The 21,780-nt window shown below is 67.0% G+C and carries 15 protein-coding genes and 3 pseudogenes; 8 read left to right on the forward strand and 10 right to left on the reverse strand.

Annotated elements, in window-relative coordinates; all coding sequences use genetic code 11:
• Positions 1 to 16: 16 nt before the first annotated feature.
• Positions 17 to 751, reverse strand: coding sequence for an SDR family NAD(P)-dependent oxidoreductase (locus AC3IF1_RS05245; RefSeq protein WP_489216310.1), 735 nt, complete (start codon positions 749 to 751; stop codon positions 17 to 19).
• Between the two features lie 266 nt (positions 752 to 1,017).
• Here AC3IF1_RS05245 and AC3IF1_RS05250 point away from each other — a divergent pair, with 266 nt between their 5' ends.
• Positions 1,018 to 1,914 (forward strand): LysR family transcriptional regulator, encoded by an 897-nt coding sequence (locus AC3IF1_RS05250; RefSeq protein WP_489216312.1) that lies wholly within the window; start codon positions 1,018 to 1,020, stop codon positions 1,912 to 1,914.
• Positions 1,915 to 2,129: 215 nt separating this feature from the next.
• Here AC3IF1_RS05250 and AC3IF1_RS05255 read toward each other — a convergent pair whose 3' ends face one another.
• Both AC3IF1_RS05255 and AC3IF1_RS05260 read right to left on the reverse strand, forming a co-directional pair.
• Complete coding sequence (locus tag AC3IF1_RS05255) at positions 2,130 to 2,648, reverse strand: GNAT family N-acetyltransferase (protein ID WP_489216314.1); 519 nt, start codon at positions 2,646 to 2,648, stop codon at positions 2,130 to 2,132.
• A gap of 389 nt (positions 2,649 to 3,037) precedes the next feature.
• Entirely contained in the window at positions 3,038 to 3,532 is a 495-nt protein-coding gene (locus AC3IF1_RS05260) for a c-type cytochrome (protein WP_489216316.1), read from the reverse strand.
• A 415-nt stretch (positions 3,533 to 3,947) separates the two neighbouring features.
• Between AC3IF1_RS05260 and AC3IF1_RS05265 the strand changes: the two genes are divergently transcribed.
• Both AC3IF1_RS05265 and AC3IF1_RS05270 read left to right on the forward strand, forming a co-directional pair.
• Positions 3,948 to 4,265: a Crp/Fnr family transcriptional regulator gene (locus AC3IF1_RS05265; RefSeq protein ID WP_489216318.1), complete on the forward strand. Its 318-nt coding sequence runs from the start codon at positions 3,948 to 3,950 to the stop codon at positions 4,263 to 4,265.
• A gap of 153 nt (positions 4,266 to 4,418) precedes the next feature.
• A pseudogene (locus tag AC3IF1_RS05270) lies at positions 4,419 to 4,502 on the forward strand (helix-turn-helix domain-containing protein); the annotation flags it as partial.
• On the opposite strand, the pseudogene AC3IF1_RS05275 reads toward AC3IF1_RS05270, so the two are convergent.
• The 4 genes and pseudogenes from AC3IF1_RS05275 to AC3IF1_RS05290 all read right to left on the reverse strand — a co-directional run.
• Positions 4,503 to 4,874, reverse strand: a pseudogene (locus tag AC3IF1_RS05275) (IS5 family transposase); the annotation flags it as partial. It lies immediately after the preceding pseudogene.
• A gap of 204 nt (positions 4,875 to 5,078) precedes the next feature.
• A complete protein-coding gene (locus AC3IF1_RS05280) occupies positions 5,079 to 6,038 on the reverse strand; it encodes a helix-turn-helix domain-containing protein (RefSeq protein WP_489216320.1) in 960 nt (319 codons plus the stop codon).
• A gap of 416 nt (positions 6,039 to 6,454) precedes the next feature.
• The gene (locus AC3IF1_RS05285) at positions 6,455 to 6,982 is read right to left on the reverse strand and encodes a PAS domain-containing protein (RefSeq protein ID WP_489216322.1); all 528 of its coding nucleotides are present in this window, start codon (positions 6,980 to 6,982) and stop codon (positions 6,455 to 6,457) included.
• 805 nt (positions 6,983 to 7,787) lie between these two features.
• Positions 7,788 to 8,747 carry an AraC-like ligand-binding domain-containing protein gene (locus AC3IF1_RS05290; protein ID WP_489216324.1) on the reverse strand — a complete coding sequence of 320 codons (960 nt, stop codon included), beginning with the start codon at positions 8,745 to 8,747 and terminating at the stop codon, positions 7,788 to 7,790.
• Between the two features lie 622 nt (positions 8,748 to 9,369).
• On the opposite strand from AC3IF1_RS05290, the gene AC3IF1_RS05295 reads away from it, so the two are divergent.
• Positions 9,370 to 9,798, forward strand: a complete 429-nt coding sequence (locus AC3IF1_RS05295; protein ID WP_489216326.1) for a Ros/MucR family transcriptional regulator — start codon at positions 9,370 to 9,372, stop codon at positions 9,796 to 9,798.
• Between the two features lie 400 nt (positions 9,799 to 10,198).
• The gene (locus tag AC3IF1_RS05300) at positions 10,199 to 14,488 is read left to right on the forward strand and encodes a diguanylate cyclase domain-containing protein (protein WP_489216328.1); all 4,290 of its coding nucleotides are present in this window, start codon (positions 10,199 to 10,201) and stop codon (positions 14,486 to 14,488) included.
• A 1,190-nt stretch (positions 14,489 to 15,678) separates the two neighbouring features.
• Here AC3IF1_RS05300 and AC3IF1_RS05305 read toward each other — a convergent pair.
• Positions 15,679 to 16,434: pseudogene (locus AC3IF1_RS05305) on the reverse strand (alkene reductase); the annotation flags it as partial.
• Positions 16,435 to 16,596: 162 nt separating this feature from the next.
• Between AC3IF1_RS05305 and AC3IF1_RS05310 the strand changes: the two are divergent.
• The 3 genes from AC3IF1_RS05310 (at position 16,597) to AC3IF1_RS05320 (ending at position 18,539) form a co-directional block, all read left to right on the forward strand.
• Positions 16,597 to 16,839, forward strand: coding sequence for a hypothetical protein (locus AC3IF1_RS05310; RefSeq protein WP_489216330.1), 243 nt, complete (start codon positions 16,597 to 16,599; stop codon positions 16,837 to 16,839).
• A gap of 124 nt (positions 16,840 to 16,963) precedes the next feature.
• Positions 16,964 to 17,842, forward strand: coding sequence for a Gfo/Idh/MocA family protein (locus AC3IF1_RS05315; RefSeq protein WP_489216332.1), 879 nt, complete (start codon positions 16,964 to 16,966; stop codon positions 17,840 to 17,842).
• Between the two features lie 358 nt (positions 17,843 to 18,200).
• The gene (locus tag AC3IF1_RS05320; RefSeq protein WP_489216334.1) at positions 18,201 to 18,539 is read left to right on the forward strand and encodes a hypothetical protein; all 339 of its coding nucleotides are present in this window, start codon (positions 18,201 to 18,203) and stop codon (positions 18,537 to 18,539) included.
• 433 nt (positions 18,540 to 18,972) lie between these two features.
• Here AC3IF1_RS05320 and AC3IF1_RS05325 read toward each other — a convergent pair whose 3' ends face one another.
• Together AC3IF1_RS05325 and AC3IF1_RS05330 are read right to left on the reverse strand one after the other, a co-directional pair.
• On the reverse strand, positions 18,973 to 20,559 hold the full coding sequence (locus AC3IF1_RS05325) for a DHA2 family efflux MFS transporter permease subunit (RefSeq protein WP_489216336.1): 1,587 nt from the start codon (positions 20,557 to 20,559) through the stop codon (positions 18,973 to 18,975).
• Positions 20,560 to 20,585: 26 nt separating this feature from the next.
• A complete protein-coding gene (locus AC3IF1_RS05330) occupies positions 20,586 to 21,767 on the reverse strand; it encodes an HlyD family secretion protein (protein ID WP_489216338.1) in 1,182 nt (393 codons plus the stop codon).
• Between the last annotated feature and the right edge of the window lie 13 nt (positions 21,768 to 21,780).

Below are 21,780 nucleotides of genomic sequence, written 5' to 3' on the forward strand. Positions count from 1 at the left end.
CCAGTGGGGGCGTGCGTCAGAGCTGCGCCAAGCCGCCGTCGACGGCGACCTCGCTGGCGGTCATGAAGCTGCTGTCCGCCGATGCGAGGAAGGCGGCCGCCGCCCCGATCTCCGCCGGGTCGGCCATGCGCTGGAGCGGGGTCATCGACGCGAAGACCGTCTGGCCCTCCTCACCGAGCGCCGCCTTGGCGAGTTCGGTCGCCGTCGCCCCGGGCGACAGCACGTTGACCCGGATGCCGGTGCCCTTCAGGTCCTCTGCCCAGGACCGCGCGAGGTTGCGCACCGCCGCCTTGCTTGCGCTGTAGGTGCTCATCGCCGGGGCGCCCGTGGTGCCGGCGCTCGACCCGGTCAGGATGATCGAACCGCCCGGGCCCATCAGCGGCAGCGCCTTCTGGACCGTGAGGATCGTGCCCTTCACGTTGGTTTCGAAGGTCTCGTCGATGTGCTGGGCGGTGATCGCGCCGAGCTTGAGCATGCTGCCCACACCGGCATTGGCGAAGACGATGTCGAGGGTCCCGTGCTCGGCCCTCACCGCGGCGTAGAGGCGGTCGAGGTCGGCCTCGTCGGAGATCGAGCCCCTCACCGCGCGGGCATCGGGCCCGAGCTCGGCCACGGCGGCATCGAGCGCGTCCTGGCGGCGTCCGAAGATGAAGACGAAGGCGCCGTCCTCGATGAAGCGCTTCGCCGCGGCCCGGCCGATGCCGGTCGCGCCACCCGTGATCACGGCGACCTTGCCCTCAAGCTTTCCCACGTTCAGGCTCCGTCCTTGGCTGTCTCGGGAAGCCCCCGATGCCCCGAACATGCGTCCGCCCCCGTCAGACGGTGAGTGCGGAAGTGCGCACAGCGGTGGTGCGAAATCGATCCGGTGTGCAGGCTGGCGCTGATCGCGGGGGTTGATGTCCGCCGCCACAGAAGGCCTCCTGTCTTCGATCCTGGATTTTGTGAGCTGCTGTGCCCTTATCCGACGGGCCGGATGCGGGCCTTGCGAACAGGCAGCCCGTGGTGCTGGATTGCACCATGTTCGACTGGGATGATGTTCGCTACTTCCTTGCCGTGGTGCGCGGAGGCTCGGTGCGGGGCGCCGCCGCGCACCTCGGCGTGAACCACGCGACCGTGCTGCGCCGCGTCGCCCAGCTTGAGGAACGCCTGGGCGTGCAGCTGTTCGAGAAGCTGCCGGCGGGCTACCGCATCACGGGTGCGGGCGAGGAGGTTCTCGAACTCGCGGAGCGGATGGAAGCGACCACCCACCAGCTCGAGGCACGGGTGTTCGGGCGCGACCAGGGCGTCCGCGGGCGCCTGCGGGTGACGCTGGCGCCGCCCCTCGCCACCCACCTGCTCATGCCGGACTTCGCCGAGTTCGCGCGCCTGCATCCGGACATTGAGATGGACATCTCGTCGTCGGGGGAGTTGGCGAACCTGACCAATCGGGAAGCCGACGTCGCGATCCGCGTGGTCTACGACCGCAAGACCCTGCCGCTCAACCTTCACGGCCTGAAGGGGCCGGAGGTTTTCGGCGGCGTTTACGTGTCCCGGGACCGCCTCGCCGCGTGGCGTGCGGGCGCGCCCGATCCCATCCGATGGATCGTCATCAGCGCACACGGGGTACCGGACTGGGCCGACGAGGGCGAGATCCGGACCGCCGGGGTTCCGTTCAGGGTCTCAGGCACCGAGGCGCAGGTCTCGGCGGTCCGGCAGGGGCTCGGGTTGACGACGCTGCCGTGCTTCGTCGGCGATGCCGATCCCCTTCTCGCCAGAGTACCCGGCCGCGCCATGCACCTGTACGGAACGCTCTGGCTGCTCACGCAGGGGGAGGCTCGCAAAACCAAGCGCGTGCGGCTCTTCACGGAATTCGTGTTCCGCAAGCTCGCCACGTACGCGCCTCTCCTCGCGGGGCAGTCCATATCGGACGATTGACGCGCGTCAGGTTGCCGGTGTCACCAGGGATGGTCGAGCGCCTGCAAGCCGAACTTCCCTGCGACCGATGAAGGGGCGTGAGCCGACGCGGCGACAACATCCACTCGCCTATCATGCCGCTCGAAAGCGACCGGACCGCTTTTCACCCATCACAGACGCTGCAACATCGATCCTTTGCGCCGAACAGCAGACGTCACGAGATCGAGCACAGGGATTCAAGCAGCGGCCTCGCCACCGAACTCAAGCACCAAGTAATCTTGGTCGTCCGCGCGGCCTGCGCCAACCTGCGCAAAGCCGGTTGCACGATAAAAGGCGAGTGCCGCGGTGTTGAGGGTCAAGCACTTGAGCCGGAAGCGCGTCGTCGGCCACCCCGGCAACGCTCGCAGCAGCGTCCGGCCGATGCCACGGCGCAGGAACTGGGGATCCACGTGCAGGTGATGGATGAAGTCGTCGGGCTCCCAAACGGAAACGAAGCCCACAGGGCGCTCACCGTCGAGCGCGACCATCAAAAATTCTCCCTCTGTCTGCCTATCGAAATCATCGGACGCCAGGGAAGAGGACGGCTCCCAGAGGAACGTAGCCCGGCGAGATCGTAGAAAAAGATTGCGAAGGGCTGGCAGGTCGCCGGGTGCGATAGGGCGAATGATCAGGGCTTGGTCTCCCGTCTGCGCATTGGCATCTTGCAGCCCGACAGGCGATGTGTCCACGCGATCGCCGACGTGGAGGTGCGCCACCGTATTACGCCTGCTTCTTCACGCAGAAGGCGTCGCGGCGGCGTCCCCTGTCGTCGCAGGGATTCCTGAACGCTGCCCGATTGCTCTCCACCCAATTCAGCCGTTCAGAGGCGCCCGCCGACGACACCGGCGCTGGCCGATCACCGTCAGTCCGCCTCCGGATCCCGATCGTCGCCATGCGGACATCCGAGACAGTTCTGTGGAAGACCTGAGATTGGTCCTTTCTCGACATCGCGGCTCAATCGATCCGAAGTCCGATTTTAGACAACAGCTGCAAAACGAGAACTCGCCGCGCCAGGGACAGGGAGCTCGCGGGTTGGACCATCCAAGGTGCCCCTTTGATTGCCGCGACGGCGGAGTGGGAACGGTTGAAGTCTGGAGGGCGATAGTCATTGTCGCGCGGGATGTCCGACGCCGTCGCCATCAGCACGGTGCGTTTCCAGGTAGGCGATGACATCCGCCCGATCGAGCGGGTCTGGAAGGCCGCGAAACCTCATGCTCGTGCCCGGTGCGACGCTCGCGGGGTCGGCAAGCCAGACGTCCAACCGCTCCGGTGTCCAAACCCCGCCCATCGACCGGAGCGCCCCGGTATAGCCGAACCGCTTGCTGTTGCTGGCGACAGGCTTGCCGACCACGTTGTAGAGCCCGGGGCCGTCCCGGTCGCCGCCACCCGTCCTGACTGTATGGCAGGCGCCGCATTGGCCGAACAAGCGGGCCCCTCGTCCCGCATCCGCCACCTTCATGAAGTCGCCGAAGCTCGGCTTATCGCCCAACGCGCGACGCCGTTCCTGGCCGTCCTCGGAGCAGGCCGTGACGAGGACGGCCAGCACGAGCAGGGCGCAGGCGCCAGGCAAGACAAGGAAACGGCAATACCGCGACAGCATCGCCCCCCTCTGTCCTCACCGAAGCATCTGTCCTGGCATCTTCAGCGCGAACCGGACGAAGTCGATGGCGCGTTTGCAACAGACGGCGCCCGCATCCGTGACGCGGGGGTGGCCGCCGTCGTCGACCCCGGTCGCCGGCCCTGTCGGATCGTCGAGGCCTTCGACGCTTGCTCGACCGAAGGCCGGTCCCGGGGCGTGCGCGAGGTCGAGAGCTTGGCCGCCGGCTCCGAGCGGGAGGAGGTCATCGACCGTGTGGGCCTACGCACAATCCGAAGGAGCAGGCAGGCTAGGTGTTCTCCGCATTGTGCGAGATGGGACAATATCCGATCTATGAATGCCACCGCAGGGGAGCGTCATGCTGCAGTATGGTCACGTATTGCCCGCTCCCGGCCCTCACGACACTTGGCCGCCCGCGTTGGCGCGGGGCACCGGCGATCTCACCCTCGCTCGCATCGCGTCTCTCGGGCGGGTCGACCATTTCTCCCCTGGCGCGACCCTCTACGCCGAAGGCGATGGCGGAGATTTCGTCTACTGCGTGGTGGCCGGCATGGTCCGCACGATCAACGTCAGCCGTGATGGCAATCGGGTCGTGCGCGGGTTCCATCTCTCCGGGGAGTTCTTCGGGATGGAGCGCGCCCGACGGCACGCCTCGTCCGCCGAGGCGGTCAGCGACACGCGGGCCGTACGCTGTTCCCGCTCCCGGCTGGACGCGCTTGCGGCATCGGACGCGTAGATCGCGAACGCGCTCTGGTCGTGGCTCCTACGCATGGCCGAGCGGGCGGCGGATCTGTCTGTGATCGGTCGCGCCGGCGCCTCTGAGAAGCGTGCGTATTTTCTGATCGACTTCGTGGGCAGAGTTTCGACCACGCGATCGATCGAGCTGCCGATGTCGCGCACCGACATCGGGGATTATCTCGGCCTCTCGAGCGAGACCGTGAGCCGGACGTTCACCACGCTCCGCCGTGACGGGCTGATCACCACGCGCGGGCGCTCCGTGACCCTCCTGGATCCGGGCGCCCTCCAGCGCATGGGCGGCGGCCTGAGCCCGGACGTAGCTGCTGTCGAGAGCGGCCGCATCGCCAGCCCACCCGGCCTTGGCCAGCGTGGTCAGCATCGCCTTCCAGAAGCCGCGCCGCGACCAACGATTGAAGCGGTTGTAGACCGTGGTGCGCGGGCCATACGCGGCCGGGCCGTCGCGCCAGCGGCAGCCCGACGTGAGAACGTGCAGGATCCCCGAGATGATCTGCCGGTCGTCGTTCCGCTCGGGTCCGGGCTGGTCCCTGGGCATGAACGGCTCGATCACCGCCCACGGCTCATCCGAGAGCCAGAATAGGTTCGCCATCGTCACCTCCAGGCCGCAAACGGCCGCCTGGACTCACAAACCGACAAATCATGCAATGGCTCGGTTCGGTTCACACCCGAGGGCCTGAACGCACGCAGCTTGACCGTCTGAGCGGGTGCGTCCGAACCATAGCCGTCGGTCCCAAGCGTCAGGTCCGGACCACGCGCCGGGTCGCCTGTGCGCCGGCGCGCCCATCAGGGTCGCCTACGGGGCGCTCACCAGGGCCGCATCCCGGTACGCGCGCGGGGTCATGCCGAAGCGGTCCTTGAAGCGCTTGGAGAAGTGGGCCTGGCTGGCGAAGCCGGTCCCGTAGGCCAGGGTGCCGATCGGCAGATGGGCGTAGCCCGGGTCGCACAGGCGCTTGGCCGCCGTCTCCAGCCGGCGGCGCCAGATCCAGTCGGAGATGTGCTGGCCGCGCGCGTGGAACAGCTCCTGGAGCCGCCGCAGCGATACGCCGACCGCTGCGGCGAGCTGGGGCGGGTCGAGGGTCGGATCGTTCAAGTGAGCTTCGACATAGGCCTTGGCGCGCTGGACCACGACGGTGCCGTGGAGCGACCGGGGCACCTCCTGTGCCAGTCGCGCGGCGATGCTGGCCACGATCAGGTCGGCGCCGATCGACGCCATGCGTTCGGCCGCGTCGGGCGTAAGTTGACGATGCACCCGGATCAGCTCGTGGAAAAAGTTCGATGTCAGGGCTGTCGAGGCGAGATCCGCCCCCATCGTCAGCGACGTGTAGAGCCGCGAGGGCCCGAGTATGTGCTCCAGGCGCTGGCGCGGCAGATCCAGGATCACGGATTGGCTGCCCGCACTCGTCGTAATCACGGCCGGACGATGATCGAGCACGACGATGTCGCCCGGCCGTTGCACGGCTTCCCGTCCGTCTTGGAGGCTCGTCGATGCACCGGCGACATTGAAGCACACGGCTATTATTTCAGCCCCGTCGTGATGCCGCGTGGTTCTGGGTGTGGTCTCGGTCCGCAAGGCGCCCTGTGTGAGGCGCGACATCCGGAGAGGACCGACACCGGCGACCTCCATTTTGGCAGCGAACGGCCCGTCGTCGAGGCGCTGGATCTCAATGGGGATGAGATGCTCGATCACGGTCTCTCGCCAAACCCGGAGGCTATCGCGAGGATGAAGGTACTCGGTGGAAAATAAAGTTTTCATACATGAGTCTTCTACATTTCACGATTACGTGAAATCAGTAAATCGCCAGAAGATCGCCATCGTTTTGAATGATCGTAGTTTTTTGAATGTCAAGCTGCAACAGGCTCGGCAAACAACCTCAGATAATACTACTGAAACACATTTAGCCCAGCGCCAGATGCTATATTAATCTCTAAAGTTGATTTTCCGGCCCTTGATTGCCGCCCGCAGAGCGTCGATCACTAAAAGTTGAAGAGCTGGCCTGGCGCACGAGCGGTCGTCCACCGCCCGAGCAGCTCGATCGCCGCCCTCTGCGCATCCGAGAGCCAGAACAGGTCCGCCACCGCCGCCTCGACGCGCGGGCGGTCGTCGGGGTGAATGGCGGACAGCCAGACCTGTTCGTCGACGGGCGCGTCGGGGGGAGCCCCACAGCGCCTTCAGGCGCGCGTCCCAATCGAGCGCGCCCGTACCCGGGGATCCCAGGAATAGGTCGAGAGGTCCACGAGGTCGATGGCGGCCTGAAGTCGGGTCTCGCTCGCGCGCAGCCGGGCTTCGGCGCGGCTGCGCGCCGAAATGTCCGTACTGATCGTCGCGGCGCCGATGAGCCCTCCATCCTCATCGTAGAGCGTGAAGGCGCGCCCCCGGACCGCCGTCCCGGCGCCGCCCCCGAAATCCCGGAAGCGCAATTCGCCCTCCCAGCGGCCATCCCGCAACAGCGTCGGAAGCGCGACGTCGCGGATGACGGCTTGGTCGGCGGGGTGGAAGAAGTCCGGGATCGGAATGGCCGAGATGTCGTCGTCGGGTTGAAGCCCGACCATCCTGCGCCCGGCCGCGTTCAGGAAGACGGGTGTGAGCTTCGTGTCGGCGATGCCGACGAACACCTGTGCCTGCCGAACGAACGCCGCGAACAGGGTCTCCGGCGCCGGCGCGATCGCCGGGTTGCAGCGCTGCCGTGCGCCATCCACGGCCGTCGCGCGCGCGGCGGGCCCGCTGTCGCCCGGTGGAGATCTATCCTGACGCACCCTCGTCTCGACCTTCTTCGCCGGCGGCGCAGCAGCTTTCTCGACAACCGCAGCGGTATCCGGAGAGTCTGCCCGGCGGTCATCCGTCGTCGAGCAACGTAATAAATTTTCGACCTGCCGAAATATACTTATCGATTTAAATATTCAGCTTGAGATAATCGCAGCCAAATCTCTTTGTATTTAAAGTCAACACATGGATCTTGCGGGTGGAACCGAAATTTGACACTCAAATTAAGTTCAGCGGCGCCACCGGGTATATGCTCGGCATCCTCGATTCTATTGGGTGAGCGTATGCGCGGTATCGGAATGACGCCGTGATCGAAGGCTGTCGTTCGGACCGATGATCGCTCACGCGCCAAGCCACCCCGGAGCCCTGCGCCCGGGCGCGCCTCGACGCCGGTCAGTGCACGTTCATCGAGAAGGGGGATCAGATCGCCAGCGTCTTGGGGGGACGTCCCCGGCAGGCAGGGCCGCGACCGACGCGACGGCGGGCCGTCATGCGCTCGATCGCATTTGCCGCCGCCGAGGACGCATCATCTGTTCCCCAAAGCCGTGGGCGCCTTTCGGGCTGATGCGCCGAGCTGCGATGTCCGCCGCAGCCGGCCGGGGATCGTCCGCGGGACGAGACGCCGCGCGTCCCCGTTCGCCTCGCGGCCATCCCCGCGGCATGAAACACCGAGCGTTGCCTGCAGGCCGCGAACAGTCCCGCCGACGAAGCGGGGCGCGTTGCGAAGCCCGTGGCCGACGTTCAGTGGCTCGGCCCGGCGCGGCGACGATACGCGCTGGGCAAGACGCCGTATCCGGCTTTGAACCGGCGGCCGAAATGGGTCATGTCGGAAAACCCCCAGCCATAGGCGATCTCGCTCACCGTCCGGCCTCTCTGAAGGGGGTCTTCCAGCGCCTGCCGACAGCGAGCGAGGCGCCGCGCCTGGATGAGCTGCACGATCGACGTGCTCTCGTCGCCCAGAACCTCGTTGGCGTATCGTACGCTGACTCCGGCTGCGCTCGCGACCGTGCCGGCGTCGAGCGTTCGGTCAGCCAAGCGCGCTTCGATCACGGCCCGCAGCCGCACGCGGACGAGTGAGCGGGACGACGATGTGCGCGCCCTGTCCTGCCCCATCGTCCGACCGACGGAGAGGGTGATCAGATCAAGCAGGTGCGGCTCCAAGAGTGCCTCGGCGGTCGAGCCCGCGTCCGGTGTGTGGAACGGCAGCATCGCAAGGCTGGCCGAGAGCAGACCGTTCTCGGCCGTGCAGGGCCTGATCGCCCGCGCGGTCATCTCCCGGATCTGCCCGAGGCGGGCCTCCACGAGCTGCCGAGGGACCTTCAACACGAGCACGTCCGACGCTTCGAAAAACCGTCCCTGATAGGGCAAGCTCGGGTCGATCAGCGTGATATCCCCCGGCTCCAGCACGACTTGGCGGCCGTCCTGCTCGAGAGCGACCCGCCCACCGAATTGCCGGCAGACGAGCACCTCATCGGTGTTCGCATGCGCGATGTGATCGCGCGCGTGGGTGACCGACATGTCCGAGTTCTGGAACGAGACAAGGCCGATGGCCCCGACCGCGCCTGAGCGCAGCTCAGCGCGAAAGGTGGCCCGGCATTTCGGCGTGGCGGCGTGATCGACGACATCCTTTCGCGCAACGTCGTGCCAGAAATCGAACCGATCACGCGGGTGGACGTGCTCTGTCGAGAAAACGGTCTTCACCTGGCCCTCAGCCGTTCGAATAGCCGACGATGAGCGCTGACTCGGCCGATCCGACATCGCACCGTCAGGTTCATATGGCCCCCCAGTAGGCTGAAAGCATCCGGCTCCGCCAGATCAAGATTAAAAAAATTTTCAGGTGTCGATACTTCCTCACGGCACGCGAAGGTCTCGTCATCCGGCCGCGAGGAGGGGCAGGGCACGCCCATTTCAGCCGCTCCGGCACGGAGTTGCACTGTGCGGGCGGCGAAATGGGTTGCGCAGACGGCATCGCGGCCGAGTGCGATCACGATCCGCGTGGCTGTGAGAGGCGGAAGCGGGGATCGCGTCAGCACGATGACGTTCTCAGTAAGAACGAGGACGCTCATCGTTGGGCATCGGTCCTTCCAATAGGACGCAGTATTTGGCGACGGAACAGATCAACCCGGTTCAAGCCATGGCCCTGACCAGTGAATGCGGGAGATCTGTGTTTCGGCTTCCCGAGGGCCGGAGCAAGTCGGGGAGCGGCGGTCATCGCCGCGGCAGCCTCCAGGGCCGCGCTCTGCACTGCCCAAAGCAGAATACAGAGTTTCTGACGAACTTCGCTCGGACTGTCACTTCTCAGATGATCAAGGGTACGGAGCGTATGATGGACATCAACGAACGGCGCCCCCTCCTTCCGATGGGGTTGGCCGGCCATATAATCTCAGCCTATGTCGCGAACAATTCCGTTCCCGCGTCTGAGCTTCCGAACCTCATCGGCCATATCCACGCGGCTTTGAACGGGCTCGTGAACGGAAATGCACAGAACACGTCGATCGCGTTCGAGAAGAAGGCGACGCTGACGCAGATCCGCAAGTCGGTCACGCCGGATGTGTTGATCAGTTTCATTGACGGAAAAGCTTACAGGACGCTGAAGCGGCACTTGACTAGCCACGGGCTCGACCCGAAGAGCTATCGCGAGCGTTACGGATTGCCTGCCGACTACCCGATGGTCGCCGCGAGCTACGCCGAGAAGCGCGCCCAGATTGCCAGGGAAATCGGCCTCGGTCAGCCGAGAACGCGCGCCGATTGATGCAACACGGGTACCCGCGGCTGCCGATGACCGATGGGGAAGCCTTGAGCTCGTTTTCGATGATCCCCGCCGGCGCTCCCGCCCCGGTGAGCCAAATCGCCGTGCGAAGATCGGTACGCGTATCGATCGGCAAGGTGCAAGGTGAGATCGGATAAGTTGCCCCGATCCACGCGGCTCAGTGGATCTCAGGTGCAATATTCGTTCAAAAAATCATCGGTAGTCAGTCCGATTTTATGCGCAATGTACGGAAAAGTCCTACACGTCCATCGGTTTTCGGCCGTGATTTCCTTGTCGGTCGGCGTCGAATGAACCGGCTTTTAACATAAGCCCCACAGACTGTTCGTCGGGTCGAGCGAGGCGAGGCACCCGGGGGGTGCAAGCGGACCCGAGTGGATCAGATATGCATCCGGTTCATCCGAATGAGGTCAGACGTCTGGAAGCCCTGCGCGAACTCGACGTGTTCGGCTCTCCCGCCGAGCCGCAATTCGACGCGCTCTGCCGGACCGCGCAGGCGCTGTTCGGCGTTCCGATCGCCCTCGTCAGCCTCGTGGGCGAGACCGAGCAACGGTTCAAGGGTCGATGCGGCTTCGACACGCCCGGCACCGCGCGTGGGGTTTCCCTGTGCACCTACACCATCCTGTCCGACGCGGTGATGGTGGTCGAGGACGCCACGCGTGACGGGCGGTTTGCGGATAATCCGCTGGTCACGGGCGAGCCGCATATCCGCTTCTATGCGGGCGCGCCCCTCGTGCTCGCCCCCGGCATCCACCTCGGCGCCTTGTGCATCATCGACCGGGTCCCGCGCCCGTTCTCGGCCGAGCAACAGGACCAGCTTCGGAGCCTGGCGCAGATCGCCGTCACCTTGCTGCGGATGAGCAAGGCGGAGCGCGAGGCGCGGGACAGCGCGGCCCTGTACCGGTTGCTGGCGGACAACGCCACCGATCTGATCGTCCGCTGCGACCTCGACGGGACGCGCCGCTACGTGTCGCCCGCCGCGAAACGGCTGCTCGGCTTCGAGCCGGAGGAACTCCTCGGCACGCGGCCGATCGAGTCCGTCCATCCGCAGGACGCGCGTGCCTTCGCCCGCCTGTTGAAAGAGGTGGGGCGCGGCACGCTCAAACAAGCGGTCAGCCAGCAACGCTACCGCCGGAAGGTCGGCGCGTGGGTCTGGGTCGAGGTCTCGTTCAACCTCACCACCGACCCGGCGACGGGGGCGTCGGACGGCTACGTCGCCGTCATCCGAGACATCTCCCGGCGCAAGGAGGCCGAGCGGCAGATGGCGCATATGGCGCGTCACGATCCGCTCACGGGCCTTCCGAACCGGCTCCTCTTCCGCGAGCGGCTCGCGCGGGAGATCGCCCGGACCCAGCGCGGCGGCGGCGGCTTCGCGCTGTTCTGCCTCGACCTGGATCGGTTCAAGCCGGTCAACGACACCCTCGGCCATCAGGCCGGCGACAGTCTGCTGTGCGCGGTGGCACAGCGGCTGAAACGCGTCCTGCGCCCCGCGGATACGGTGGCGCGCCTGGGGGGCGACGAATTCGTCATCATCCGGACCGGGACAGGCTGCGTCGCGGAAGTGGTCGCGCTGGCCGAGCGGCTGCTGGCGGCGGTCGCGGCGCCGGTCGATCTCGGCGGCTATCCGGTGCGCATCGGCCTCAGCATGGGAATCGCGCGCGCGCCGGACGATGGGCTCGACCCCGACCGCCTGTTTTCCTGTGCGGACCAGGCGCTCTACCGCGCCAAGGCCGCCGGTCGGGGCGGCTATCACCTCTACGGGTCCGAGGCGGTTGGGCCCGCCTGGACCGCGGACGAGCAGACACGCGATCCGACGACCGGCCTCGCGCCCCCGGATCGCACCGAGCACGGGTTGTTCGACGCGCTCTTCAGCGGCCTGCTCCAGAGCAGCACGGATTGCGTGATGCTCGTCGATCCGGGGGGCGATCTCCTGTTCATGAGCGCCGGCGGGCAGGCGTTGATGGAGATCGACGACATCCAGCCGCGCCTCGGACGATCCTGGCTCGCGTTCTGGCACGGGGCGGATCACGAAGCGGCTCAGGCCGCGCTCGCGCACGCAAGGGCCGGGCGCAGCGCCAGCTTCCGCGGTTTCTGCCTGACGCCCTCGGGGCAGCCGAAATGGTGGGCGGTCAATCTCAGCCCGCTCGCGGGCGGCCGACACGGCCCCGAGCGCATTCTGGCCGTGTCCCGCGACATCACCGCCCAGGTCGCGCTGGATGCCGACCTGCGAACGACGGTGCGGCGCTATCAGGCCCTGATCGAAGCCACCGGCACCATGGTCTGGCGCGCGGACGCCGCCGGCAGCATCATCGAGGTCCGCGGCTGGGCGTCATATACGGGACAGGCCACGGACGCCTATCTCGGTGATGGCTGGCTGAAGGTTGTGCACCCGGAGGACCGGGAGACGATCACCGCAATCTGGCAGGCGACCATGGCGACCGGGCAGGCGGGCAGTGCCACCTACCGGGTCCGCCACGCGCAGGACCGGTACCGCTGGGTTCTGGGCCGGACCGTCCCGCTGAAGGATGAGACGGGTCGGGTCCGGGAGTGGGTTGGCACGATCACCGACATCCACGAGCGTCACGAGGCCGCTGAGACCATCCGGATTCAGGAGGAGCGGTATCGCCTGGCGGTGCGCGCCACGCAGGACGGAATCTGGGACTGGGACGTGGCTTCGGATGACGTCGCCTGGATCAAGGCGACCGGCGAGGTGCGCACCTACACGGATGAGGAGAGCAAGCCGTCTTGGTCGCGCTGGGCGGCTCGGATCCATCCCGAGGACCGCGCGCGCGTGATCGCCAGCTTCGCCGAGGCCGTCGACGGCACGGACGATCGGTGGCAGGCCGAGTACCGCTACCGCAGCGGTGCCGGGGGCTACAAGGAGGTGATCGACCAGGCCTTCGTCGTCCGCGATGCGCGGGGGCGGCCCGTCCGCATGGTCGGTGCGGTGCGCGACGTGACCGAGCAGCGGCGGGCGACCGCCGCGCTGCGCACCAGCGAGGAGCGCCTGCGTCTCGCCCTGCGCGCCGGCCGGATGGTGGCGTGGGAGCACAACCTCAAGACGGGTCGGGTCACCCAAACCGAGAATGCCCCCCACGTCCTCGGCCTGGCGGCGGAATCGCGGTCGGAGTTCCTCGATCGCGTACACCCGGACGATCGCGCACAGATGGCGGACTTCATCCGAACCTGCGGCGCGCGCGAGGAGCGCGAGTTCCGCTACCTCTCACCCGCCGGCCGCATGCAATGGCTGTGCTCGTCGGTCGAGCGGGTCGATGCGGATCGGATCGTGGGGATCACCTTCGACATCACGGAGCGCAAGCTTGCGCAGGAGAAGTTGTGGCAGACGGCCAACCTCGACGCGCTCACGGGTCTGCCGAACCGGCAGCTGTTCCGTGGGCGCGCGGAGGCGGCGCTGGCGGCGGCGGAGCGGGACGGCACCGGCGTGAGCCTGCTTCTGATCGATCTCGACCATCTCAGGGACGTGAACGACACCCTCGGCCACGACGTCGGCGATGCCGTGATCTGCGAGGTCGCCGATCGTCTGCGGGAGGGTCTGCGGCCCTGCGATACGCTCGCAAGGCTCACGGGCGACGAGTTCGCCCTGATTCTCGTCGATCCGCTGCGCCTGCCCAACGCCGTGCAGCATGCGGAAGCGCTGATCGAGCGACTGCGCCGGCCGTTGCAGATCCGGGACCAGACGCTGACCTGCAAGGCCAGCATCGGCGTGGCAGCCTGCCCGGATCACCACACCGACCTGCGCGAGCTTCTCAAGGACGCCGACATCGCGCTGTCCCAGGCCAAGGCGCGCGGCCGGGACTGCGTCGTGGTGTTCTCGGCCGCGATGCGCGTGGACGCCCTGCGCCGGCTGAGAATCGCCGCGGAGATGCGCGCCGCCCTCGCGGCGGGGCAGATCGTGCCGTATTACCAGCCGAAGGTCTGCGTCACGACGGGCCGGATCGTCGGCTTCGAGGCACTGGCACGCTGGCGGCACCCCGAGAGGGGGCTGCTGACGCCGGGCTATTTCGGTTCGGCCTTCGATGACCCGGAGCTGTCCACCGCGATCGGCGATCGGATTCTCGAAACGGCGGCGTCCGACATGCGCGCCTGGAACGAGCGCGGCCTCGACTTCGGGCGCGTGGCGGTGAACTTCGCCTCGGCCGAGTTCCAGAAGCCCGACTTGGCCGGCGTGATCCTCGCTGTCCTGAGCCGCTTCGGGGTGCCCGCGACGCAGTTCGAGCTCGAGGTCACCGAAACGGTGTTCCTCGGTGCGGGAGCGGAAACCGTGCCCGCGACGCTGGCGCGTCTGCACGCCGGCGGCGTGAGCATCGCGCTCGATGATTTCGGGACCGGTTTCGCCTCGCTGACGCACCTGAAGCAGTTCCCCGTGGACCACATCAAGGTGGACCAGAGCTTCGTGCGCGATCTGGAACGGGACCCGGACAACGCGGCGATCGTCGCGGCCGTGATCGGCCTCGGCCGGAACCTCGGGATGAAAGTCACGGCGGAAGGCGTGGAGACCGTGGAGCAGGCGCGGCACCTTGCGGCGATGGGCTGCGACCACGTGCAGGGCTACCTCTATGCCAAGCCGATGGCCGGCGCGCGCGTGCCGTGGCTGCTGAAGACCTGGGACCCCGACGCTTGCGTCGGTCGGAAGGTCCCGGCACGTTCAGCGTGAGGGCTCATCCCCGTTGCTGACACCTCTCCGCACTGCCGTGCGAAGGACCGCTGAGGGTGCGTTCCGGCCCGTCCGCTATTCGGGACGGGATGAACTGCCTGTTGGGTCAGCAGGGGGCGCAAAGGGGCAGGTCCGCTCTTCGCAGCCCCTGGCGCACAACCCGCAACGCTCCGCGTACCGACACCGACGCTCGGCGCCGTCAGGATGATCCGCTCAAGCGCGAAGGCGCTCATTGAGCCGGCCGTCCGCAAGCGGGCCATGAAGGCTGGGATCTCCTCGTGATCCATCGCCTTGAAAAGCCCGCGGACGACTTCTTTCCGGAATGGCCAGCGCCGGTGGCTAAGGGGTCGGTCAGCGAACGACGTGCGTATTTCTCGAAACGCTTCACGAAGTATCGGCGCGACCTCAAAGTCGACGAGCAAATGGAGGGGAAGCGGCGTTCGCTCGTCAACCTCCATAGCCTTCGACGCTGGTTCATTACCAAGGCGGAGCGTGCCGCTGTCGATGGCGACCTCCTCGCAGCCATCGTCGGGCACAAGCGCTCGGGCCTGACGCTCGGCCGGTACAGCGAAGGCCCGGAAATGCTGGCCGCAGAGCACGCGATTGCGAAGGTGAAACTCCCCCCGCTGGATGGCTCGCCCGTCAGAGAGGCCCAGGCCCTGACGCCTCGCCGCCGTAAGCAGATCGCGTAGCAGGCTGGCGGCACCGTGTTCGGGGGTTTGGGCGCCATCGACTACGGGTCGCATCCGTGGCCGTGTTGGCGCTCCTCCGTCGAAGGCGCCCAAACCCCCGAACGAGCCATCGGGATCAACGGATGGGGAACGCTGCAGGTGCTGGATCGGATCGAACGAGATGGCATCGGATGGGTTGGGCTGCCCCTGCGTGGTGCGAGATTGAGCCAAATTCGCGAGATTTGGCATATGCATAATCACCATCCGGTCATCGAGACGATGCAGTTGCCGGAGGCCCTGGAGAAGCGCATCGGCGACTTCGGCAGGGCGTTGCTGGAGGAGGTCCGGGCCGACGAGAGCCGGGTCCGCGACGTCGAACGCGCGAACTTCGAGATCGATCGGGCGCACTTCAGGGAGGTGCTCGACGAGGCCGGCATGACGGTCGACGCCCTGGAGGCACGGGTGGCGGCGCTGACCGCCGAGGTCGGGCGGCTGCGCGGGGGCGGCGCCACGGAGGCCGTCGAGCATGGCGGCTACGGCCGTGAACAGCGATGCCGGGTCGCTGTCGTTGACGCCGCGCCGGTCACCGTTGGGCGAGAGCCGCACGGACAGCCGGTCCGGTCCCGCCACCTCCGCCACCGCGCGGGTCACCTCGCCGAGCAGCCGCATCCGGTTCTCGATGGAGCCGCCGTAGGCGTCCTCGCGCAGGTTGGTGCCGTCGCGCAGGAACTGGTCCGGCAGGTAGCCGTTCGCGGCGTGGATCTGGACGCCGTCAAAGCCGGCGGCCAGGGCGTTGCGTGTGGCGCGGCGGTAATCGTCGAGCAGCGCCGGGATCTCGTCGATGCGCAGCGGACGGGCCTGAGCGAACGGCTTCTTGCCGTCGTAGGTGTGGTCCTCGCCCGGCTGCGTGGTGGCGGAGGCCGAGACCGGTTGCTCTCGTCCGGGCATGCTCGGGTGGACCGCCCGGCCCATATGCCAGAACTGCGAGACGATGCGGCCGCCGGCCTCGTGCACGGCCCTCACGATGGGCTTCCATGCCTCGACCTGCTCGGTGCTCCAGATGCCCGGAGCGTAGGGCCAGCCCAGCCCCTGCAGGCTGACGCCCGTCGCCTCGGCGACGATGAGGCCCGCGCTGGCGCGGCGGCGGTAGTATTCGACCATCATCGGCGTGGCGACATGATCGCGGGTGTTCCTGGCCCGGGTCAGGGGCGCCATCAGGATGCGATTCGGTGCCTCGATGGCGCCGAGCCGGATGGGGTCGAACAGGGTTGGCATGACGTCCTCCACAGCCTCGGCAAGATGGCCGGCGACGCCGCGAGACGGTATCGGGGTCCGTGTCCGGACACTCGGGACGTCCAGTCCGCAATCGTCGCGCGTTGATGCTCGTCAGCCATCGCCCCGTTCGGTTCAGGGGCCGCGAAAGGTGCCGGAGCAGGCATGACCAGACGCATCGACCGGTCGTGGACCGTCCTGACAAGTGTGGAGAACGACACGCACGACCGCTGCGTCGACCTGTTCCGGCGGCCGGACGGGACCTGGGGGTTCGAGGAGTTCCGCAGGGACGTGGAGGATGGCGGCCTCTGGACGCCCGTGGCCGCCTACTCCCTCTCGTCCTACCCATCCCGCGAAGTCACCTGGGAGCGCGCCCTACGGACTGTGGCGTGGCTCGCCGAGACATAGGAGACCTTAGCGGCCCCGGCTTTGCGGACGCCCCCGTCCGGAATGCCCGGACGGTTGGCCCAATTCCGAGGTTGCCCGACCACGCCTAGATCGACGCCGCGGCGACGAACCGAGGCAGACCGACATGAACCCCCATCCAGACGGACGCCCGATCAAGGTCGGGCTGATCGGCGCCGGCACCTGGGCCAACCACGGCCACCTGCAGGTCCTCGACCTGCTCCCGGACTACGCAGTGGTTGCCGTCCAGGCGAGGCGTCGGAAAGCTGCGGAGGCCGCTGCGAACCGGTTCGGCATCGCGACCGTGGCGGATACGGTCGAGGAACTCGCCGCCCTGCCTGGCCTCGACCTCGTGCTGGTGCTCAACACCGCGCCCCAGCACGCGGACACCGTGCGGGCCGTCATCGCCGCCGGCAAAGACGTGTACTGCGAGTGGCCCCTGACGGTGGACACCGCAACCGCGCAGGACCTGTTGCGTCTGGCGCGGGACCGGGGCGTTCGCCACTTCGTCGGCCTGCAGCCGCGGCTCGCCCCGCACAACCGGTACCTGCGCGACCTCATCGCGGACGGCTTCGTCGGCCGCCTCCGTTCGGTGCGGATGCACGGGAGCACGCCGGACTTCCACGAGGTCCGGCCGAGGGCAATGGCCTGGACGGTGCCGCCGGAGAACTTCTCCAGCGTCGTCGCCACCTACGCCGGGCACTTCCTCGACATGCTGTCCCAGGCTGTGGGCTGGCCTCAGAGCGTCTCGGCCCTGCTGGTCAACCCGTTCCCCGAGGTGCGGATCGCCGAGACCGGCGAGCGCATCCCGACCACCAACCCGGACCAACTCGTGCTCTCGGGCCTGCTTGCCGACGGCGCAGTGGTGTCGGTCCATGTCGAGGGCGGCAAGCGCGGCGGCTCGGGCGTGCACATCGACGTCACCGGGGACGCCGGCGACCTCGTCGAACATTATGAAACCCAGGCCGGTGAGCGTCAGCACGGCCCAGGTCCCCCTTCGGGATAACCCGTCGAGACGGTCGAAGAAATATCGTGGGGTGACCGGGCGTGCCATCGGAAATAGCGTCTTTCAGGCTGACCTGTTCTCGGCGGGATTTCCCCTTGAGCCCCGACAAGGACGTCTAATTCCTAACACAACCCTGGCCCGGACGATTGGTGCAGGTGGTCATCGACCGTCGCTCGGTCGGAGCTTTCCCCGAACCTGCATCCCCCACTGTCGCCAACATCTAATTGGAAGTCCTCAAATACGGATAGCTACTCCGCAAAAGCGATTGGCTTTTGGCCATGTCATCCGGGCGGGTGACCGCGGCCCGGCCCTACATCCCCGGCACGACGGCATAACGCCAACGGACGGAGACAAAGACATGAAACGCGATTTGATACCCGCAATCATCCTGGCCGGCACCATGCTGGCGGCGTCGCCGGCGTTCGCGATCACGGTCACCAACCAAGACAAGGCCGAGCACATCTTCACGGTCGACCAGGGCGAGACCCAGGCCGACCAGAAGCTGGCGGCGGGAGCTTCGACCGAGGTCGAATGCAAGGGGGGATGCGAGCTTCGCGTACGGGGTTCGGGGTACGGACGTTCAGTGGAGACTGGCGACACGCTCGTCATCGACACTGAGGGCATGCTCCGCTTCGCCAGCGAGCCATCGACGACGGGCTCGGTCAGCGCGAAGGATGCGGGTGAATCGAAAAGGTAGGGTCGATCCACCGATTAAAGTCTCGACTCCATTCACCTGTGTCTTGGAGCCGGGGATGCGGCGTACATCCCCGGCGTCGCGATGGGACCATGCGACCTTCACCTAGGCGCCCGTTGCGATCTGGTCGTCGAGGTGCGCCTTGATGTTGGCGATGCCGGGTCCAAGCCGAGTTCACCGGTCTAGAAGGCGAGCCCGCACCAGGGCTCGCTCGCTCTACGAACACGCCACCAACTCTTGCCCTAGCCTTGACAGTCTCGCCGGTCACCCAACCACCAGCGTCGGTCGCGACGCAGGCCACCGCGGCCACGATCTCGAATTGCCGGTGCAGGACGGCAGCCTCGACATGCCTCCAGCAGGCGATGCGATTCGGGGGGCGCTCGAACGTCATCATGTTCCGGCGTCGATCACGACCTTGGCGAGGGACGGGCGGTGTTCAATGCCCGCCGCCCAAGCCGGCCGCCTTGCCGGACCGGCGGGCCAGCAGGACTGAGACCGCCGCAACCGACAAGACGACCCCGATCACCGCGAAGGTGTCGCTGAAGCCCATGACCAGGGCCTGGCGTTTCACCACCGCCCCGAGTTGGCCGACGGCCTTGGCCGTGGCCATCGCGCGATCCGCGACGCCGTGCGCCATGAAGTAGTCGGTCATCTGGTCGAGCCGGGCACGGACCTCGTCACGCGTCAGGGTGATCGACTGCCCGATGATGTTGGAGTGGAACTGTTCGCGCTTGGCTAGGATCGTCGACAGGGCCGCCGTGCCGACGGCCCCGCCGAGGTTGCGCATCATGTTCGACAGCCCGGAGGCGGCACCGGCCTCGCTTGGCGCGATGGCGCCCGTGGTGATGGCGCTGATCGGGGTCAGGACCAGGGCCTGGCCGATGGCTCGGACGACGTTGGGGATGAAGAACTGGTCCCCCGAATTGTCGAGCGAGAGCGTGATGTTCATGAAGCAGCTCGCGGCGAAGATCGCGACGCCGACGAACGCGATGTACCGCGCGTCCCAACGCTTCATCATCAGCGGCACGAGCGGGATGATCAGGAGCTGCGGCAGCCCGGTCCAGGCCAGAACGTTGCCGGTCTGCTCGGCGTTGTAGCGCTGCACCTGTCCCAAATACTGGGGCAGGATGTAGACCGTGCCGAATAGGGCGAAGCCGACGAGCGTGTTCGCGAGCACCCCGATGCCGAAGTTGCGTTGCTTCAGGAGGCGGATGTTGATGAGGGGTTTCGCGACCGTCAATTCGATGACGATGAAGGCGGTCAGGAACACGGCGGCGACGACCGCCAGCCTGAGGATAAAGGGCGAGGCGAACCAGTCGTCCTTGTTGCCTTCCTCCAGCACGGTCTGGAAGGCGGAGAGCCCGATGGCCATCGTGACGACCCCGGCCCAGTCGCCTTCCTTGAGTAGGTCGAGCCGCATCGGCGACGGGTCGAGGGTCAGGGCCAGCGCCACCACCATGACGGCGCTCGGGACGGCGTTGACGTAGAAGATCGTCTGCCAGCCGTAGTTCTCGGTGAGGTAGCCCCCGATGGTCGGGCCGATTGCCGGGGCGAAGGTCACGGCGAGTGCGAAGAGGGCGAGACCGATGGGCTGCTGCGCCTTGGGCAGCCGCGTCAGCACCATGGTGAACGCCATCGGGATCAGGACGCCGCCGGCGAAGCCCTGCAGGCCCCGCATGGCGATCATGGAGCCGAGATCGTGGGTGAACGCGCAGGCGATGGAGAACAGCGGGAATAGGATGCTGTTCACGAGGATGTAGCGCCGGAAGGAGAACACCCGGCTGAGGTAGTCGGTCAGCGGGATCACGATGATCTCGCCGATGAGGTACGAGGTCGAGATCCAGGCGCCGTTGTCGATTCCGGTGCCGATGCCGCCCTCGATGTCGAGCAGGGAGGCGTTCGTGATCTGGATGTTCAGGATCGCCATGAAGGCGCCGATCATGCTGGCCGAGACCGCGATCCATTCGCGGGTGGTGGCGCGGATGAAAGCTCCGGGCAGTGCAGGCTGCGTGACGCTGGGCATGGGACGACCCTCCTCGGGGTTCTGCGTCACTCGGCCTGCACGAGGGTCGTCGACGTTTGTGCAGCCGCCTTGGTCTCGATCACCGGCTCGACCGACATGCCCGGGCGGAGGTCGCCGGAGCCGATGCTGGCCGAATCGAGGGTGATCCGCACCGGGATGCGCTGGACCACCTTGGTGAAGTTGCCCGTGGCGTTGTCCGGCGGCAGGAGCGCGAAGGTCTGGCCGCTGGCGGGCGCGAGGCTGTCGACCCTGCCGGTGAAGGTGCGGCCGGGGAACATGTCGACCTCGACCGTGACGCGCTGGCCCCGGCGGACGTCGGTCAGTTGGGTCTCCTTGTAGTTCGCCACCACGTAGACCGCCGCCGTCGGGACCACGGACATCAGCTGGGTCCCGGCATTGACGTACTGGCCGACACGCAGCGTGCGGTTTCCGACGACGCCGTCCATGGGCGCGCGGATCGCCGTGTAGGAGAGGTTGAGCTCGGCTTGGTGCTCCAGGGCCCGCGTACGGGCGAGTGCGGCCTCGGCCTGTGCGAGCTCCGCCTTGAGTTGACCGACCTGCTTGGTGGCGGATGAGAGCGCCGCGACGTCCCGCTGGACGGACGCACGGGAGGCGGCGATGCGAGAGGCGGCCTGCTGGGCGTTCTGGACGGAGCCATACCCGGTCGCGGCGAGGTCGGCGTAGCGCTTGTTCTCCTGCTCGGCGAAAACCTGGCTCGCCTGACTGACGGTGACGACCGCCTTGGCCGACTCGATCATCGCGAGCTGGGTCTCGATGGCGGCCTTCTTGCTCTCGATGGTCGCCAGCGCCGCGAGGACGTCGGCCTTCGCGGTGTCGAGGGAGACGCGGTAATCCCGGTCGTCGATCCTGGTCAGGACCTGATCGGCTTGCACCGCCTCGTTGTCGCCGACGAGGACCGCACCGAGGTAGCCCGACACCTTCGGCGCGATGGTGACGCTGTCAGCCTGGACGTAGGCGTCGTCGGTCGAGACGTTGAAGCGACCGACCGTCCAGTAGTCCCAGCCATAGTACGAGCCGCCCGCGAGCGCCGCGAGGCTCGCGCCGACCATCAGGAACCGACGAAGACCGCTTCGCGCCTTCGCGGGGACCGGAAGCTCTGTCGTCGCGACAGCCAAGTCCCGGCTGGGGAGTGCCACGGCGGCAGGGACCTGCCGGTCGACGATGAAGGCGTCCGGGTGCTTCGACATGGCCGCTGCTCCT

Source organism: Methylobacterium sp. E-012 (assembly GCF_057836545.1).

Bases quoted from the DNA above. Each gene is read 5' to 3' on its own strand.
- AC3IF1_RS05325 (WP_489216336.1), bottom strand. From the start codon at position 20,559: ATGCCCAGCGTCACGCAGCCTGCACTGCCCGGAGCTTTCATCCGCGCC.
- AC3IF1_RS05300 (WP_489216328.1), top strand. From the start codon at position 10,199: ATGCATCCGGTTCATCCGAATGAGGTCAGACGTCTGGAAGCCCTGCGC.
- AC3IF1_RS05250 (WP_489216312.1), top strand. From the start codon at position 1,018: ATGTTCGACTGGGATGATGTTCGCTACTTCCTTGCCGTGGTGCGCGGA.
- AC3IF1_RS05280 (WP_489216320.1), bottom strand. From the start codon at position 6,038: ATGAAAACTTTATTTTCCACCGAGTACCTTCATCCTCGCGATAGCCTC.
- AC3IF1_RS05320 (WP_489216334.1), top strand. From the start codon at position 18,201: ATGAAACGCGATTTGATACCCGCAATCATCCTGGCCGGCACCATGCTG.
- AC3IF1_RS05295 (WP_489216326.1), top strand. From the start codon at position 9,370: ATGATGGACATCAACGAACGGCGCCCCCTCCTTCCGATGGGGTTGGCC.
- AC3IF1_RS05330 (WP_489216338.1), bottom strand. From the start codon at position 21,767: ATGTCGAAGCACCCGGACGCCTTCATCGTCGACCGGCAGGTCCCTGCC.
- AC3IF1_RS05310 (WP_489216330.1), top strand. From the start codon at position 16,597: ATGACCAGACGCATCGACCGGTCGTGGACCGTCCTGACAAGTGTGGAG.
- AC3IF1_RS05315 (WP_489216332.1), top strand. From the start codon at position 16,964: ATGAACCCCCATCCAGACGGACGCCCGATCAAGGTCGGGCTGATCGGC.
- AC3IF1_RS05260 (WP_489216316.1), bottom strand. From the start codon at position 3,532: ATGCTGTCGCGGTATTGCCGTTTCCTTGTCTTGCCTGGCGCCTGCGCC.